This window comes from Veillonella sp. T14073-2 (assembly GCF_002959875.1).
Classification (GTDB): domain Bacteria; phylum Bacillota; class Negativicutes; order Veillonellales; family Veillonellaceae; genus Veillonella; species Veillonella infantium.
The window spans coordinates 38,158-54,066 of record NZ_PPDC01000004.1 but is presented as its reverse complement, the minus strand read 5'-3'; the positions used below and the strand labels follow the sequence as shown (position 1 = coordinate 54,066).

Below are 15,909 nucleotides of genomic sequence, written 5' to 3'. Positions count from 1 at the left end.
CGGTATATAGCCTTTTATACTTCTACGCTTCACACAAACGACCGATAGCATCAGCTCTGCAGCGTTTGCAGTGTGTCATTTGCGGCACATAGTGACCAATAAATTGACGCATGTTATCGATTTCTTCTGAAGTCGGGCCTCGGTGATTTTCAAAGGCTGTATCATGAACAGGAATCATGGCAATACAGTTCATCAAATCGACACCCCATGCTTCCGCTTGTTTAGCGATAGCTGGTACATGGTCCATATTTACATCAGGCACTACTACGGTGTTAATCTTAACAATGATGTTCTTTTCCTTTAACTTCCGGATACTTTCAGCCTGACGTTCTAATAAAATACGGGCCCCATCGATTCCCTTGTAGATATTACCCTCATAGCGAACCATGGAATATACTTGTTTTGCAATCTCAGGATCAATAGCATTCGCCGTAATCGTTACATGAGTAATTCCTAAGTCAGCAATTTCATTAACATAATCAGGCACTGCTAAGCCATTACTAGATAAACAAAGCATGACATGGGGGAAATCTTTTTTTACGAGGCGGAAGGTTTCTAGCGTCTTGTCTGCATCACACATAGGATCTCCAGGCCCTGCAATACCTACTACAGAGATATCCTGACGAGCATCAAACACCTTGCGCACAAAGGCAGCTGCCTCTTGTGGCGTATAGACATGCTGCGTCACGCCCGGTCTATTTTCATTGGCACAGTCGTACTTACGATTACAATAGTTACATTGAATATTACAATTTGGCGCTACTGGTAAATGTAAACGACCCCAATTAGCAGAAGCGGCCTTGTTATAACAAGGATGATTTTGTAGGAAACTTTGTCCTTTAATTTCTTTCATAATTAACCTTTCCGACCAAATCTAATAGCATCTTTATGGCAAACATGTAAGCAATCGCCACAGTTGGTACAATTCATTTCATTTGGTCGTGTTCCCATTTCACATACGCGTAAGCACGCATCACAGTTATCGCAATCATTTGTTTTAAAAATTCTAAAAATAGAAATTTTGCGAAGCAACTCCATTACGCCTCCAAAAGGACATACAAAGCGACACCAAGCATTAGCGATAATAAGGGAACCAGCAATAATAGAAACGACCGTTATAGTACGAGCCGCCCAATACCATTCGGAAAACTGCATAGATAAAATGACGGCATTAAAATATTCATCACTGGTCCGAATGGGGATCATAATACGAGGATTACCAAATTTAAAATAAACTACGAGACCTAAAATTATAGTTGCTACCATGCCGAGTTGAAGGAAACGCATATAGTTTTTACGATTTCTTAGTGGTCCCATAGATATTTTTCCCAGCATTTGGTTAACCCACCCACTTGGACAGAACCAGCTACAGAAAGCACGTCCAAAGAAGACGACCATAATCGGCAAGATAATCCACCACGCATAAAAGTACGTCGTGATGCGGCCCCAGCAGGTAATTATGGAACAGCTTTCACAGTTTACGAATGGAACAATATAAGGGCATCGGAATATGCCATAGTATACCCATTTCCCCATAATAAAGAGGAAGATAAACTGTACAATCCGACGCCAAAGGGTTAAATTCTTAGGGGCTTGTTTCCCAGATACACCAGAACTAACTTGAGTTCCACAGGTTGTAGATGACGGACAATGATTACACATCTTTTACACCAAACCTTTCTATCAAATCGAGACCTCTCGCACTATGGACGGATGTGAACCCGTGATTTTCTAAGATTTGTTGTCCTTCTTGGGATCGTGTAAATTCAATATAATCGGCAGCCAACGCACGATCTTGTACATATTTCATCGTGTTAATAGTGAAAGTAAGCGGTGCAGGTGGCACAAATTGTGCAGGTATGGAGAAGTACTCTATACGATCCTTGAACCGATCATGTGTGGTAAGGCGTTTTTCAATGATGGATACATCTGCTTTACCTTCTACGAGGTCACACATCATGGAGATTACACAAGCATTTTCAGCTATCATGTTTTTCATAATGCCATCGGTTAATCCTGACAGTTTCATAATCCCTTTTACAGAGGCACTACCAGGAGGTGATGCACCTAATGGCAACATAACGCGTACACCGGGCTCTGCCATATCCTTTAAATCCCTAATTCCTGCGGGATTTCCCTTAGGTGTAACAATGACATAATCAGTAAAACATAATGGTTCAAAAGCAATACTTACGCCCTTTTTGCGCATGTTCTTTGCTAATTCTAAGCCGCGGGCACCAAAGACTTCGGTACGACTCTTCTCAGCAAGCAACGATTTACCAATAGCACCTGCAAAAGCACCAGTGTACTGAATATTGTGCCCTGTGTGCATCGTATAGACTTGGTTTAAATCGAGAAATGCTTCAGATAATCCTCCACAAGTCCATACTTGCAATGAATCAGATTGTGTTGGCTTATAGGCACCGCGTATAAATGACGGTACCGCTGATGCGGCCGCTAACGCTAAAGCACCACCAATAAACTGGCGACGGGATATATCCTTTTTCAAAAATCCCATGTACTTACCACCTTTCACTGAACTTTACAGTACTAAGCATATACTCACATTATAGTATAAAAACCATAAGCTTTTCTGATTATATGCATAAGTTTGATTAATTCACTTATACAGATTAATCATATAAACTCTATTTTTAAAGGTATTATTATAAATTTTCATCATATATTTCTACATCTATTATATTGAATATTTATTAAATTCAGTAAATATGATAATCCCTGAGAATCAAAGGAATATAAAAAGAGACTATGCATTAAACGCATAATCTCTATTCATAAAAGCAAAAAGGCGGCACAACCAAATGGTTGTACCGCCTTGATTCATCAATTATTCAGCAGTGAATGGCAATAAAGCGATTGCACGTGCACGTTTGATAGATGTAGTCAATTTGCGTTGATGTTTTGCGCAAGTACCGGAAATACGACGAGGTAAGATTTTGCCGCGTTCAGTCGTGAAACGACGAAGTTTAGCAACATCTTTATAGTCGATTTGATCGATATGGTCTGCACAGAAAACGCATACTTTTCTTCTTGGCTTTCTGCCTCTATCTCTTCTCATTGCGAATCCTCCTTTTCGAATTAGTAGGAGTCCCTGACACTAGAACGGGATGTTTTCGTCATCGCCGCCTGTACTGAAACTATCAAAATTGGACCCACCTTCGAAAGAATTAGTATTCATATCAAGGGATTGGCCCACAAAGTTCGCTACTACTTCAGTAACGTACCGTTTTTGACCGTCCTGAGTCTCGTAAGAACGAGTTTGCAAACGACCTTCTACAAAGCAACGACTGCCTTTACGAAGATTGCCTGCCGCTTCACCAAGTTTACCCCATGCAACACAGTTGATGAAAGCAGTTTGTTCTTTCGTCTCATTTGTTGTGGAATCAATATAGGTGTTTGTTGCAGCTACTGTGAAAGTTGCTACCGCACGACCAGTTTTGGTATAGCGTACTTCAGGATCACGAGCTAAATTACCTAGAATTTGTACAGAGTTCATGTTTTCCTCCAGGCTTTAATTATGCTTCGTGTTTTACAATTAGATGTCTTAGGACTTCATCGTTGATTTTCAATACACGATCGATTTCTTTGATTTCAGCCGGAGCTGCTTCAAAGTTGATCAATACATAGAAACCGTCAGTGAATTTCTTCACAGCGTAAGCAAGACGACGCTTGCCCCAACGATCTACCTTTTCTACTGTGCCGCCTACACGAGCAATTAAAGCTTCTACTTTTTCAATAACAGCGTTAGTTGCTTCCTCTTCAGCTGGTTTCACAATAAACATGACTTCGTATTTGTTCATACAAAATCACCTCCTCTTTCGGACTAATGCCCCTATCGACACATAGGGGTAGGAAGTGCTTACCATCAATAAGCCTTACTATTATAACCTAAAAAAAGAATGAAAGCAAGAGTTCAAATTTAAACCCTTGCTTTCACCAATATTATATACGATTATATTTTTCATCCTCAGGAAAAGCGATAATAGCGCAGATAATAACAAATAATGTAATGACCCCCATCATAGGATCTGCCGTATCGTTTGGTAAGAAGGTAAGTATCAACGATGATACAATACCACTACCATATTGCATAGCCCCTAGTAATGCTGCCCCAGAGCCAGCCATTCTACCTGCTCTATCTAAAGCTAATGCATTCGTTACAGCCGCAATGATGCCGTTCATAGAGAAGAATAAAAAACAACCAATAACGATTAACCACAGCGAATGGTAGCCTAAGACAATCAGGCCCATTACAACGGATACACAAATAGCAGCAAATAAGGTGGCAAATCTCAATAATCTATCGAGACGTATAGCACTTACAATGCGTCGATTGATGGCGCTTAATAACATGACGCCAATAATATTAACAGAAAAGAGATAACCAAAGTACTCTTTTGGTACCTCATAGACATCAATATATACATAAGGCGAACCTGTTAAAAACGCATAGATAGCAATATAAAAGGAACTGACACATAGCGTATACTTCATAAAGCCTTTATTGCGCAATAAAATCCAATAATTATTATAGGTATGAGCTATAGACTTTTTACTACGTTTCTCTACAGGATGTGTTTCAGGAATGACTAATACGGCAACGAGCATCAAAATGCCGATAGCAACTAATAACCAAAAGATTGAATGCCAAGTATACCACACGAGTAGATGCCCTGCTAGCATCGGCCCTGCAATAGGCGCTATAGCCATAACAATAGCCAAGGTAGATAACATTTTTGCGGCCTCAGTCCGACCGTATAAGTCGCGAATCATAGCCCGTGATAACATAGGCCCTACGCAGGCACCAAAAGCCTGGAAGACGCGCCAAGCTAGTAATTCCAGCATAGACGAACTTAGGGCACAGCCTACTGAGCCTATGATAAATAAGACTATCCCCATAATCAAAGGCTTCTTACGACCAATTTTATCGCTAACCGCTCCCCAAAAAAGCTGAGCTAGCGCAAAACCTATTAAGAAACCAGTCAACGTTAATTCTGCATCACCATTGAGATCACGCCCCATCTCTGGCATGGCAGGCAAATAAATATCTGTCGACAACGACGTAAACGCCATCAAAGCACTTAATATAGAAGTAAAAAGCCATCCTTTATTGCTAATCGTCAGCATAAAGACACCACTTTCATATAAAATCGCACTATAATATGTATTTATTTAGATTATATCAAAAACAAAGTTAATCCTATATAGTTTTGATATTTTTCAATAAAAAAGCGTAGTAAAATACTACGCAAAAATTGATCTATAGGCAAATGTCAATTCTATTTTTCCTTAAATTACCTTGCTATACTAATATTAAGAGTCATCACGTGAGTTAGGCTCATCACCGAAAGGTGGTGATACTATGAGTAAATTCGAAAAGTACTACTTAATTCTTTTTGTAATTTCCATAGCAATATCACTCTTTGCACTATTCAAGTAGTGTAAAGACAAAAGCCTAACGCAACAGAGTATTCAAAATACTCGCACGCTAGGCAATCATAAAAAGATTTGTAAGATGAGCCTAACGCTACCACACGTTGATGGCTCTCTTTTTATTTATTATACATCAAAAATAGAATTTCTAAAAGAAACTATAAAATAAATGGCTCGTTATCATCAATAATATAAACATTTCTTTCAGGTACTAGTTCCTCTAATTTTTCAGGACTATCGGTATGAACCGGAATAATAACATCAGGATTCACTAAATCTATAAACCGAACTAAATCATTCTTCGAAACATGACCACTTGCATGGCATATATAAGATGGATATGTATCTAGTAAATTGTTCAATGCAAGATTCTCCTCAATATATCCGGTCCACATAGAATATATAATACGTACATCGTCCTTAGGAAACTCTTGTATGTGAGAAATATAATTTTCGGTTGCTCTTACTAAAGATACAAAGCCGTTATCCATATAGTATTTAGGATACTTTCCTTTATCAAGAACCAATGGGCTAGTATGTCTACGATACAAAGAACTTTCATAATATACATTATTAATGACAGTATCTAAAATCTTTTTCTGATAAGCATCACAAATTAAGACTTTATCAGACGGCATATTCTGCCATATTCCCATAATACGGTCAATATTTGTAGAGGAACACATAACAAAAACATATTTCCCATCTTGAATATATGAAGAAATATCATCTAATACTGCTAATTCAGATATACAATCCTCTGTTGCTCTAGATAATGATGTACCCTCTGTAATCAATACATCAATTTCACCTATATAAGTCTTAACTAACTTCTCTAATACATGATGGCGTAATCCATGCATCCGGAAATCACCTGTATATAAAATACGTTTACCGTCTGCTTCAATAAGAAACATATAACTATCAGCAGCACTATGATCAACAACCAGCGGTCTGATACATATATCACCGATAGTAAAGACTTCTCCGCCCCGAAATGTATTAGCACCTAATAATCGTAAGTATAAATCTTTGTCTTGATATTCAGCACCTATTAGAGCGATTTCCTTACCTAACTCACCCATATATAATGGAACTTCTGGTATTGTAGAGGTTAATTGGCCTAAATGATCCATATGATAATGAGAAATCACAATACCATCACAGTTAGGTATCCCTTTCGTAACCCCATCAATATCTAGTTTATTAGGTGTGTACATTTCATCTAACGTTAATTCGTTACCAAAATCTAATATAATACGAGTAGATTCTGTACTAATTTCTATAGCACTACCACCAATCTGATGAGTGCCACGGTGAACAACAATATTCATATTTAATCGATAATAAATTGTTCTTGAATATAATACTTTCCAATATGCCAGTCAAAATCTACAGGAATGTTTTTTTCTTTATCTTCCATAAATTGAACTGCTTCAAATTTTTCATTAGTGCTATCTTCTGAACGTGCTAATTTACAAAATCTGAAAACAATATCTTCTTTACTAGCAATCTCTTTACAGAGCATATATAAGTATTTCTGACCTAAGTTTCCTTTCAACTCCAGAAACTCTATAAATTGTTTTGAGTAATTCGCTTGATTTGGGTAATAAATATCTAGTGGTAACAAAGGGATTTGCTCATCATTAGCATATTCAGAAATATCTTTAGCTCCATTATCAAACAAAATAATAAGTTCAAATTTAGCATTAGAATCAAAAGCCAATTCATCTCTATCAGATGCATGCCCTTTTAAGTTATGTGGATAATTCTCAATATAATCATTTATAAATCGTTCTTTATTTAAAAATTTATAATATGTATAAATCTCTAATACACATCTAAGTAAAGTTTCATGACTACCAGCAGGATGATATTTTAATTCAATCAAGGAAAATCGTCTATTTTCTTCTGAATACCCTACTAAATCAATTTTACCAATTTTATCAGATTGTTTACCCTTTAAAGGAACTTGATAATCAATAATATTTCCCAAACCAGGAATACTATCATTCAAATATAGTAACTTGGCAAGATTCTCTTCATTTCTACTTCCTATTTTTCCAGAATATAACTCAAAATACTTTTTCTTGTTATGATCAGCTGTAAAATATGACTTATTTCTTAAAGGTTTAAGCTCATCCCAAAAATCTATAGGTCGTTTATATTCTTCTTGCCCCTTAGTCTTAATAGGACAAAGAAGCTGTGCTGCGATCCATTCAGTCATAGCCAGTGGTGTTTTACCCATGGCACTATCCCCTAAAGAATTTAGAATTGAGTCACTATAAAAACCTTCTGGACCTTTCTCATAAAAAGGAGTCCACATATCAGCCGATAATGGAGCCCCATTAACACTTTCTAAGAAATACTCAAAGTTTCCAAAAACATCATCCACCCATTCCGAAAATAAATTTTGGCTCATAATTGCCTCCTTATAAAACACACCACAAACTTCATTTCTTTCTCATCTAAATTATATCAAATCTTATGGGTATTTTTTGCTACATAAATAAATAATTTTATATTACTATTACATTCATGTATCTAAACCCTATAAAATTCTATAGAAAATCCTTGCGTCATTATTCTATATAATTTACTATATATAGAGAAATCTGATTATAAAAAGGAGTCATCATGGCTAATATTAATGAAAACTATTTAAACCTACAAGGTTCTTATTTATTTGCTAATATCGCTAAAAAGGTTGCAGATTATCAAGCAGCACATCCAGATGCAGATATCATTCGTCTTGGTATCGGCGATGTTACATTACCACTTGTTCCAGCAATTATCGATGCTATGAGCAAAGCAGTTCAAGAAATGGGTAAAGCTGAAACGTTCCGCGGTTATGGTCCTGAGCAAGGCTATGACTTCTTGCGTCAAGCTATTGTTGATGGCGACTACAAACCATTAGGCGTAGACATCGCTATTGACGAAGTATTCGTTTCCGACGGTGCAAAATCTGATGTTGGTAACATCCAAGAGTTATTCAGCGAAGATAACATCATCGCTATTACTGATCCAGTGTACCCAGTATACCTAGATTCCAACGTTATGGGCGGTCGTACTGGCGAAGCTGTAGACGGTATTTTCCAAAAGGTTGTATACCTTCCTACTTACGCTGAAAACAATTTTTCTCCAGAATTTCCTTCTGAACGTGTAGATATCGTATATCTTTGCTCCCCTAACAACCCAACTGGTACTGTTTTAAGCCGTGCTCGTTTAGCAGAATGGATTAAATGGTGTAAAGATAATGATGCGATTTTGATGTTCGACTCCGCTTACGAAGCTTTCATCAGCACAGAAGACACTGTAAAATCCATCTATGAAATCGAAGGCGCTCGCGAAGTAGCCATCGAATTCCGTTCCTTCTCCAAAACTGCAGGTTTCACAGGTACACGTTGTGCTTATGCAGTAGTACCTAAAGAAGTGACAGGCAAAACTAAATCTGGTGAACGCCAAGCCCTCAATCCTATGTGGAACCGTCGCCAATGCACTAAATTTAACGGTGTACCTTACATCATTCAACGCGGTGCTGAAGCAGTATACACTAAAGAAGGCCGTGAACAAACTCGTGCTAACATTGCATACTACAAAGAAAATGCTCGCATTATCAAAGAAGGTCTTGAATCCATCGGCCTTACTGTATATGGTGGCGTAGATGCTCCATACATTTGGCTAAAAACACCTGGTAACATGACTAGTTGGGAATTATTCGACATCTTGCTCGAACAAGTTCAAATCGTATCTACACCAGGCTCTGGCTTTGGTCCTCACGGTGAAGGTTACCTTCGTCTAACAGCTTTCGGTAGCCGCGAAAATACAATTCGTGCCGTTGACAGAATCAAAACATTGAAATTCTAAATTAAAATTCTAATAGGATATCCCGAATATCGAGTTTATCCACTATAGGAATTAATATCTATAAAAACAAACGGCCGATTGTGCTCCTATAATAAGAGTGCAATCGGTCATTTATCTCTCTCATCATTTGATTCTATAGAGAAATATTAAATCCCCTAATTTTGTGCTATAATAAAAATGTTAATTATTAAACTTCTCGATTTATATAGGAGGCTAATATGAGCAAAATTCGTATTGGTATCGTTGGCTACGGCAACTTAGGTCGCGGCGTTGAAGCATCCGTAAAATTACAACCTGATATGGAGCTTGTTGGTGTATTCTCTCGTCGTAAAGGCTTAGAAACAGTTTCTGGTGTTCCTACATATACTATGGAAGATCTACCAAACTTCAAAGGTAAAATCGATGTTATGGTTCTTTGCGGTGGTTCTGCAACAGACCTTATCGAACAAACTCCAATGGTAACTAAATACTTCAACTGTATCGATTCCTTTGATACACATGCACGTATTCCTGAGCATTTTGCTAATGTAGACAAAGTAGCTAAAGAAGCTAAAACTGCTACATTGATTTCTTGCGGTTGGGACCCAGGCATGTTCTCTTTACAACGTGTATATGCTGAAAGTATCTTGCCTCAAGGCAAATCTTATACATTCTGGGGTCGTGGCGTTTCTCAAGGTCACTCCGATGCTATCCGTCGTATCGATGGCGTTCTTGACGCTCGTCAATACACTGTTCCTAAAGAACAATACCTTGAAGCCATCCGTAATGGTGAAACTCCAGACGTTGATGGCTACAAAGGTCACCTTCGTGAGTGCTATGTAGTAGCTGCTCCTGATGCGGACAAGGCTAAAATTGAAAACGAAATCAAAACTATGGAAAACTACTTCGTAGGTTATGAAACTGTAGTAAACTTTATTTCCCAAGAAGAACTTGATCGCAACCACAAAGGCATTCCACATGGTGGCTTCGTTCTTCGCTCTGGTGAAAGTACAGAAGGTACTCGTCACGTTGTCGAATATTCCTTGAAACTTGATTCTAACCCTGAATTCACTGGCTCCGCACTTGTTGCTTACGCTCGTGGTATCTACCGTCTTGCTAAACACGGCGGCACAGGTTGCTACACTGTATTCGATATTCCACCAGCTTGGATTTCCACTCATTCTGCTGAAGAATTACGAGCTCACTCTCTATAAGACACAAAATAAAATCCCACACATCAGTGTGGGATTTTATCTACTTCTATGGTATACTACTTAGAAGAAGTGAGGCGTAGATGTTTTCCGGCGTCAGCTCTCACATCTCTTACTAGTTTGAAAATGTGGCCTGACGACAAAAGGGTCCTTTTCAAAGCCCTGCTACATAAAAGCTAACCTGAGTTAGAAGTCAATTATCTTGCTGCTATGATAATGGTAGCAACTAACATACCAAAAGCTATCATTAAAGATAAAACTTCGTAGGTCTTCATGCTATCACCGCCAATCCTCGAGAAATTGGCAAGACCTGACACATCTAGAGGCCTCGACATCAATATATAATTTGTCGATTTCTATGTAAAGGGATTTAGTGGCACTATTAGTCACCTATGTGACTAATAGTGTCACTTTTTTAGTACAAATTTATAGCATCTATATGATATAATATTTATTTGATAGAGTTTCTACGGAAGCTTTCACAAAGAACGAAATCAATTAGTTAATAAAAGGTGGTACCATGAGCACAAATTTAGAAGTAGGCATCGTAGGCCTTCCAAATGTTGGTAAAAGTACATTATTCAACGCCATTACAAAAGCAGGCGCTGAAGCTGCCAACTATCCATTCTGTACAATCGAGCCAAACGTAGGTGTCGTTGACGTTCCAGACAATCGTTTAGCGGTATTGGCTGAAATGTTTGGTTCTAAACGCATCCTCCCTGCAGCTATGCGCTTCGTAGATATTGCAGGCCTTGTAGAAGGTGCGTCCAAAGGCGAAGGTTTAGGTAACAAATTTCTTAGCCATATTCGCCAAGTAGACGCCATTGCTCAAGTTATCCGTTGTTTCGATGATCCTAATATTACTCACGTTGCAGGTTCTATCGATCCAATCCGCGACATCGAAATCATCAATACTGAACTTTGCCTTGCTGACCTTGAGTCTGTAGAAAAACGTAAACAACGTATTGAAAAAATCGCTAAATCTGGCGATAAAGACGCTCGTGCTGAGTTACCATTACTAGAACGCATCATCGAAGGTCTAGGTGAAGCAAAACCAGTTCGTGCACAAGGTCTCGAAGAAGAAGAATTAGAAATGATCAAAGAGTTGACATTGCTTACAGCAAAACCATCTCTTTATGTAGCTAACATTTCTGAAGATGAAGTATCTGATTACTCTTCCAACGAATATGTAAAACGCGTTGAGGAATATGCGAAAAACGAAGGCGCTGGTATCGTTGTTGTGTCCGCTCGTATCGAGTCCGAAATTGCAGAGTTATCCGAAGAAGAATCCGCCGCATTCCTCGAAGATCTTGGTCTTGAAGAATCTGGCTTAACTAAACTTATCAAAGCAAGTTATGCACTATTAGGTCTTATCAACTATTTCACTGCTGGTGAAATGGAAGCTCGTGCTTGGACAATTGTAAATGGCACAAAAGCGCCTCAAGCAGCTGGTAAAATTCACTCCGATATCGAAAAAGGCTTCATCCGTGCTGAAATCGTATCCTTCGATGACTTACAAGCTTGCGGTAGCCAAAATGCGGCTAAAGAAAAAGGTCTTGTACGCCTAGAAGGCAAAGACTACGTTATGAAAGACGGCGATGTAACACACTTCCGCTTCAACGTATAATACAAATTAATAACAAAAAACCAGTAAATCGGTCGATTTACTGGTTTTTTTAATGCTACAAAATAGCTTTTATTTAATTTTATTTGTCATCATTGCCCAATGCATTTTTAAGGCCACTAATAGCACCTTCTACAGCATCTTTAGCATCATCTGCAGTCTTTTTGATATCATTAACAACACTATCAGCAGCATCTTTTACTTTTGCTACTGTATTTTCAACAGCGCCTTCTGCTTGCATTTGTTTGTCATCAGTTAATTTACCTGCATTTTCTTTTACTGCACCTTTAACTTGATCTAATTTATCATCTAATGCCATAATTGTGACTCCTTTCATGTAAAATCACGTTTAACCATATAAAATCTACTTTTATAAGTAAAGGGCTATCCTTTTTTTCCGAAGAAAAATGAGACTACAGCAACAACAATTACTGCACCCAATACAGATGGAATTAAGGACATTCCTGCTAAGCTAGGACCCCAAGTACCAAATAGGGACTGACCTACGGACGAGCCAATTAAACCAGCAACAACGTTAGCGATAACGCCCATTGCACCGCCTTTGTTAGTGATGGCACCAGCTAGGAACCCGATAAAACCACCAACAATAATTGACCATAACATACAATCACTCCTTCCTATTCAATCAAAATATTCATAAATCCTTTCAAATAATACAGTATTTATAAATATTTTAGAATTTGTGTATATTAATAATATACCATTCATTTCTAAAGATTAAATGAAGAATTTCGATTTAGTTCTACATATATGATCTACTCAACTACTGTTACAATTTCGTCTAAAGTACGGCGCGTTTTATTACGATGTGGTTCTTCGTCTCGGTAACCAAAGGCAGCCATTACAGCTATGCCAAAGTGTTTAGTATCGAATAGGCCAAGTTCATCACCTAAGAGTTCTGTCATGTCATCTTGATTGAAGCCTTCTAAAGCACAAGAATCTAAACCTTCATACGCCGCCATAGTCATCATATTCGCCATTACAATATATGTTTGTTTAGATGCCCAGTCAAAGGCTGCACGTTCAGACTCAAAGGTTTTATAGTCTTCTTTTGTAAATTGAGCATATTTTTCACGATATACCGCATCTATTTCTGCAGGCAATTGCTTAACTGTTTCTTGAATGTAACGTACATAAGAGGAGTCAAATTCTAAGTCCACTTTTTTACGTGTTAAGAACACCACAAAATGACTTGCTTCAAGGCCCGCATGAATGCCCCAGCCATGAGCTTTCATTTTTTCCCGAATTTCTGGATTTTGAATAACTAGCAATTCAAAAGGCTCAAAACCAAGGGATGTAGGTGCCAAACGAGCTGCTCTTAAAATAGCATTCCAGTCTTCTTCAGAGATTGTCTTATTGCTATCAAACTTCTTACAAGCATAGCGATAGGTCATAGCGTACTCTAAATCGTTACGATCCAATTTAGGGGCTGTTAATTTTACATTTTCTATTTCATACTTGCTCATATATACCTCCATAATGATAAAAAATATCATATATTTATAGTACCATAGTTAGCCGTTAAATTACAGAAGAATGAAAATTTTAATAAAAAACAAGAAAAAGCCTAGACGATGTCTAGGCTTTATATGGTACAGCTAGCTCACCTTTTTCATACCAAAAGAGGCCAGATGTACTAATCTTATGTTCTTTTAAAATAGTCTGAACCTGCTCTACAATACTTGGATCTATTTGCACAGATAAACCACACATATCGTAAAGCTCTGGAGGTGTAGCCATCAATTGATGAGGCACCGCTAATTCTGTTAGTATCTTGTCTGCTTTATCGCCAAAATAATAGGACGTAAAGACGACAAGTAATTTTTTATTTTCCAATGCCTCACCTCCTACCATAGCATATACCATTCCATTGTTATAACATTAACGATCCGTTTAAAGCTAAGACGTTCCGTCTAAACCTGTCAGTTAAAATGCTAGTGCTAAGAATTATAACTTAACTATATTCTCCCCAAGAATAGAGTCCGTAATAGCGTACATATTTGTAATGCTACCTACGCCAAGTTCTTCTTTTACCCCAAAGTAATCGAGACAAATGCCACATGCTGCAATTTCAACACCAAGATCAGCTAGTTTTTTAATATTTTCTAAATGAACAGAATCCTTAGTTACCATCTTAACACTGCTATTAATGAAATAGATCTTTGATGGTTTTATATCAGCTTCTACCATGCACACCCAGAAGGTTTTCATCAAATTTCTACCGAGCTCTTCACTACCTTCACCGAGATAATCTTTTGTCATCAAGATAACTCGGTTACCATAGTTCATCGGTTCGCAACTCGCTTCTGTAACAGGATTTGCATTTGGCGTCATAGTGAGGTAGAAATCCTTACCATCTTGGCGAATAGCCACACCATAACCACGAGACTTGCCAAACTTTTCTACATTATCACGACTCACTTCATTATCTACAATAGTAGTAATAACAGCATCTGGATTCGCATCGCTAACCTTCTTAGTTTCAATCACAGGTTTTGGACACAAGCTACCACGCACATCTACAGTTAATTCATTTGTATTGCTCATCATACACCTCTATATTATATACATTAAATATTTTGTAAAAGTATTACCTATCAGCTATCAGCTATCAGCTATCAGCTATCAGCTATCAGCTATCAGCTATCAGCTATCAGCTAATGATATTGTAATTAAATATCGATAGCCAATAATAGAAAACTTGTTTTTTATAAAACTATTCTGTAACACGTACCGCTAGCCCACTGAAACTTTCAACAGTACCAACAATACTAGCACAGTCAATGCCAGATTCGTGTAAGGCCTCAACCAATTTATTACCTTCACTAGCAGGCACGGAGAAAAGTAAGCCACCAGAAGTTTGGGGGTCAAAGAGAATATCCGTCCACACAGGGTCCAAATTCTGATCTACTTGAACGTCTGTTATAGCTTTTCGATTCCCATAGGATGCAGCTGGTACTAATCCCATTTGAGCCGCTTCGATGACATCATCAAAGAGAGGAATGTCGTAAGCCTTGATATGTATTGTCACATCAGAGGCACTAGCCATTTCTACAGAATGTCCCATTAGACTAAAGCCTGTTACGTCTGTACAAGCATGCACAGTAAAGTTGTGAGCCACCTCTGCTCCCACCCGATTTAACGTACTCATACTAGTGACGGCCTGCTCAGTACCTACAGGAAATAAATCACCTTTTAGAGCATTATTCATAATCCCTGTACCAATTCGCTTAGTTAATATCAGCACATCCCCTACTTGAGCCCCTTTGTTTTTCCAAATTCGATTTGGATTCACTTGCCCTGTTACAGACATACCAAAGATAGGCTCTTTATTTTCTATGCTATGGCCACCTACGATAGCTGCACCAGATTCAGCCACGATGGATCCCGCTCCATTTAATACATCTGTTAATATACCTTGTTCAACAAGAGGCACAGGGAACCCCACAATATTCATAGCTGTTAAAGGCGTACCGCCCATAGCATATACATCACTCAAAGCATTAGCAGCCGCAATTTTACCAAATAAAATAGGATCATTAACCATAGGCGTAAAGAAATCTAATGTTTGCACTAATGCTAGTGTATCTGAAAGTTTATATACCCCTGCATCGTCAGCACCTGTCATATCTGCTAGTACGTGTTCATTGGTAATAGGTGTCACTGCTTTTAATACACGATTTAATATATGAGGCCCAATCTTACACGCACAGCCCCCACTTGTTACGTAATCAGTGAGTCGTACCATACGTC

General features: G+C 38.1%; 19 protein-coding genes. 3 read left to right on the top strand and 16 right to left on the bottom strand.

The features are described from left to right. Positions 1-22: 22 nt before the first annotated feature. From VCHSUH04_RS02740 to VCHSUH04_RS02700, 9 genes are all read right to left on the bottom strand, one after another. Positions 23-853: a radical SAM protein gene (locus VCHSUH04_RS02740; protein WP_105085242.1), complete on the bottom strand. Its 831-nt coding sequence runs from the start codon at positions 851-853 to the stop codon at positions 23-25. Between the two features lie 2 nt (positions 854-855). Then, positions 856-1,662, bottom strand: coding sequence for a 4Fe-4S binding protein (locus VCHSUH04_RS02735; protein ID WP_009351942.1), 807 nt, complete (start codon positions 1,660-1,662; stop codon positions 856-858). Next, a complete protein-coding gene (locus tag VCHSUH04_RS02730) occupies positions 1,655-2,518 on the bottom strand; it encodes a substrate-binding domain-containing protein (protein WP_105085241.1) in 864 nt (287 codons plus the stop codon). Before VCHSUH04_RS02730 ends, VCHSUH04_RS02735 begins: the two co-directional genes overlap by 8 nt. A gap of 330 nt (positions 2,519-2,848) precedes the next feature. Then, positions 2,849-3,079: a 30S ribosomal protein S18 gene (gene rpsR / locus VCHSUH04_RS02725; RefSeq protein ID WP_004693795.1), complete on the bottom strand. Its 231-nt coding sequence runs from the start codon at positions 3,077-3,079 to the stop codon at positions 2,849-2,851. A 39-nt stretch (positions 3,080-3,118) separates the two neighbouring features. Then, positions 3,119-3,517 (bottom strand): single-stranded DNA-binding protein, encoded by a 399-nt coding sequence (locus tag VCHSUH04_RS02720; RefSeq protein ID WP_004693797.1) that lies wholly within the window; start codon positions 3,515-3,517, stop codon positions 3,119-3,121. A gap of 19 nt (positions 3,518-3,536) precedes the next feature. Continuing rightward, positions 3,537-3,821 (bottom strand): 30S ribosomal protein S6, encoded by a 285-nt coding sequence (gene rpsF / locus VCHSUH04_RS02715; protein WP_004693799.1) that lies wholly within the window; start codon positions 3,819-3,821, stop codon positions 3,537-3,539. A 142-nt stretch (positions 3,822-3,963) separates the two neighbouring features. Further along, the gene (locus tag VCHSUH04_RS02710) at positions 3,964-5,148 is read right to left on the bottom strand and encodes a multidrug effflux MFS transporter (RefSeq protein WP_105085240.1); all 1,185 of its coding nucleotides are present in this window, start codon (positions 5,146-5,148) and stop codon (positions 3,964-3,966) included. A 464-nt stretch (positions 5,149-5,612) separates the two neighbouring features. After that, positions 5,613-6,788 (bottom strand): MBL fold metallo-hydrolase, encoded by a 1,176-nt coding sequence (locus tag VCHSUH04_RS02705; protein ID WP_105085239.1) that lies wholly within the window; start codon positions 6,786-6,788, stop codon positions 5,613-5,615. A gap of 2 nt (positions 6,789-6,790) precedes the next feature. Beyond that, positions 6,791-7,876, bottom strand: a complete 1,086-nt coding sequence (locus VCHSUH04_RS02700) for a hypothetical protein (RefSeq protein WP_105085238.1) — start codon at positions 7,874-7,876, stop codon at positions 6,791-6,793. A 215-nt stretch (positions 7,877-8,091) separates the two neighbouring features. Here VCHSUH04_RS02700 and VCHSUH04_RS02695 point away from each other — a divergent pair, with 215 nt between their 5' ends. Together VCHSUH04_RS02695 and VCHSUH04_RS02690 are read left to right on the top strand one after the other, a co-directional pair. After that, positions 8,092-9,321 (top strand): LL-diaminopimelate aminotransferase, encoded by a 1,230-nt coding sequence (locus VCHSUH04_RS02695; RefSeq protein WP_105085237.1) that lies wholly within the window; start codon positions 8,092-8,094, stop codon positions 9,319-9,321. Between the two features lie 218 nt (positions 9,322-9,539). Continuing rightward, the gene (locus VCHSUH04_RS02690) at positions 9,540-10,514 is read left to right on the top strand and encodes a diaminopimelate dehydrogenase (protein WP_105085236.1); all 975 of its coding nucleotides are present in this window, start codon (positions 9,540-9,542) and stop codon (positions 10,512-10,514) included. A gap of 194 nt (positions 10,515-10,708) precedes the next feature. Here VCHSUH04_RS02690 and VCHSUH04_RS10420 read toward each other — a convergent pair whose 3' ends face one another. After that, positions 10,709-10,786, bottom strand: coding sequence for a putative holin-like toxin (locus VCHSUH04_RS10420; protein WP_227721402.1), 78 nt, complete (start codon positions 10,784-10,786; stop codon positions 10,709-10,711). A gap of 245 nt (positions 10,787-11,031) precedes the next feature. Here VCHSUH04_RS10420 and ychF point away from each other — a divergent pair, with 245 nt between their 5' ends. Beyond that, positions 11,032-12,138 (top strand): redox-regulated ATPase YchF, encoded by a 1,107-nt coding sequence (gene ychF / locus VCHSUH04_RS02685; RefSeq protein ID WP_105085235.1) that lies wholly within the window; start codon positions 11,032-11,034, stop codon positions 12,136-12,138. 79 nt (positions 12,139-12,217) lie between these two features. Here ychF and VCHSUH04_RS02680 read toward each other — a convergent pair whose 3' ends face one another. The 6 genes from VCHSUH04_RS02680 to selD form a co-directional block, all read right to left on the bottom strand. After that, positions 12,218-12,454: a CsbD family protein gene (locus VCHSUH04_RS02680; RefSeq protein WP_024064791.1), complete on the bottom strand. Its 237-nt coding sequence runs from the start codon at positions 12,452-12,454 to the stop codon at positions 12,218-12,220. Positions 12,455-12,519: 65 nt separating this feature from the next. Next, on the bottom strand, positions 12,520-12,759 hold the full coding sequence (locus VCHSUH04_RS02675; RefSeq protein ID WP_009351847.1) for a GlsB/YeaQ/YmgE family stress response membrane protein: 240 nt from the start codon (positions 12,757-12,759) through the stop codon (positions 12,520-12,522). A gap of 152 nt (positions 12,760-12,911) precedes the next feature. Next, complete coding sequence (locus VCHSUH04_RS02670; protein WP_105085234.1) at positions 12,912-13,622, bottom strand: NAD(P)H-dependent oxidoreductase; 711 nt, start codon at positions 13,620-13,622, stop codon at positions 12,912-12,914. 112 nt (positions 13,623-13,734) lie between these two features. Beyond that, complete coding sequence (locus VCHSUH04_RS02665) at positions 13,735-13,992, bottom strand: DUF3343 domain-containing protein (protein ID WP_009352053.1); 258 nt, start codon at positions 13,990-13,992, stop codon at positions 13,735-13,737. A gap of 111 nt (positions 13,993-14,103) precedes the next feature. Next, positions 14,104-14,703: a sulfurtransferase-like selenium metabolism protein YedF gene (gene yedF, locus VCHSUH04_RS02660; protein WP_105085233.1), complete on the bottom strand. Its 600-nt coding sequence runs from the start codon at positions 14,701-14,703 to the stop codon at positions 14,104-14,106. A 169-nt stretch (positions 14,704-14,872) separates the two neighbouring features. After that, on the bottom strand, positions 14,873-15,904 hold the full coding sequence (selD, locus tag VCHSUH04_RS02655) for a selenide, water dikinase SelD (protein ID WP_105085232.1): 1,032 nt from the start codon (positions 15,902-15,904) through the stop codon (positions 14,873-14,875). Positions 15,905-15,909: the final 5 nt, after the last annotated feature.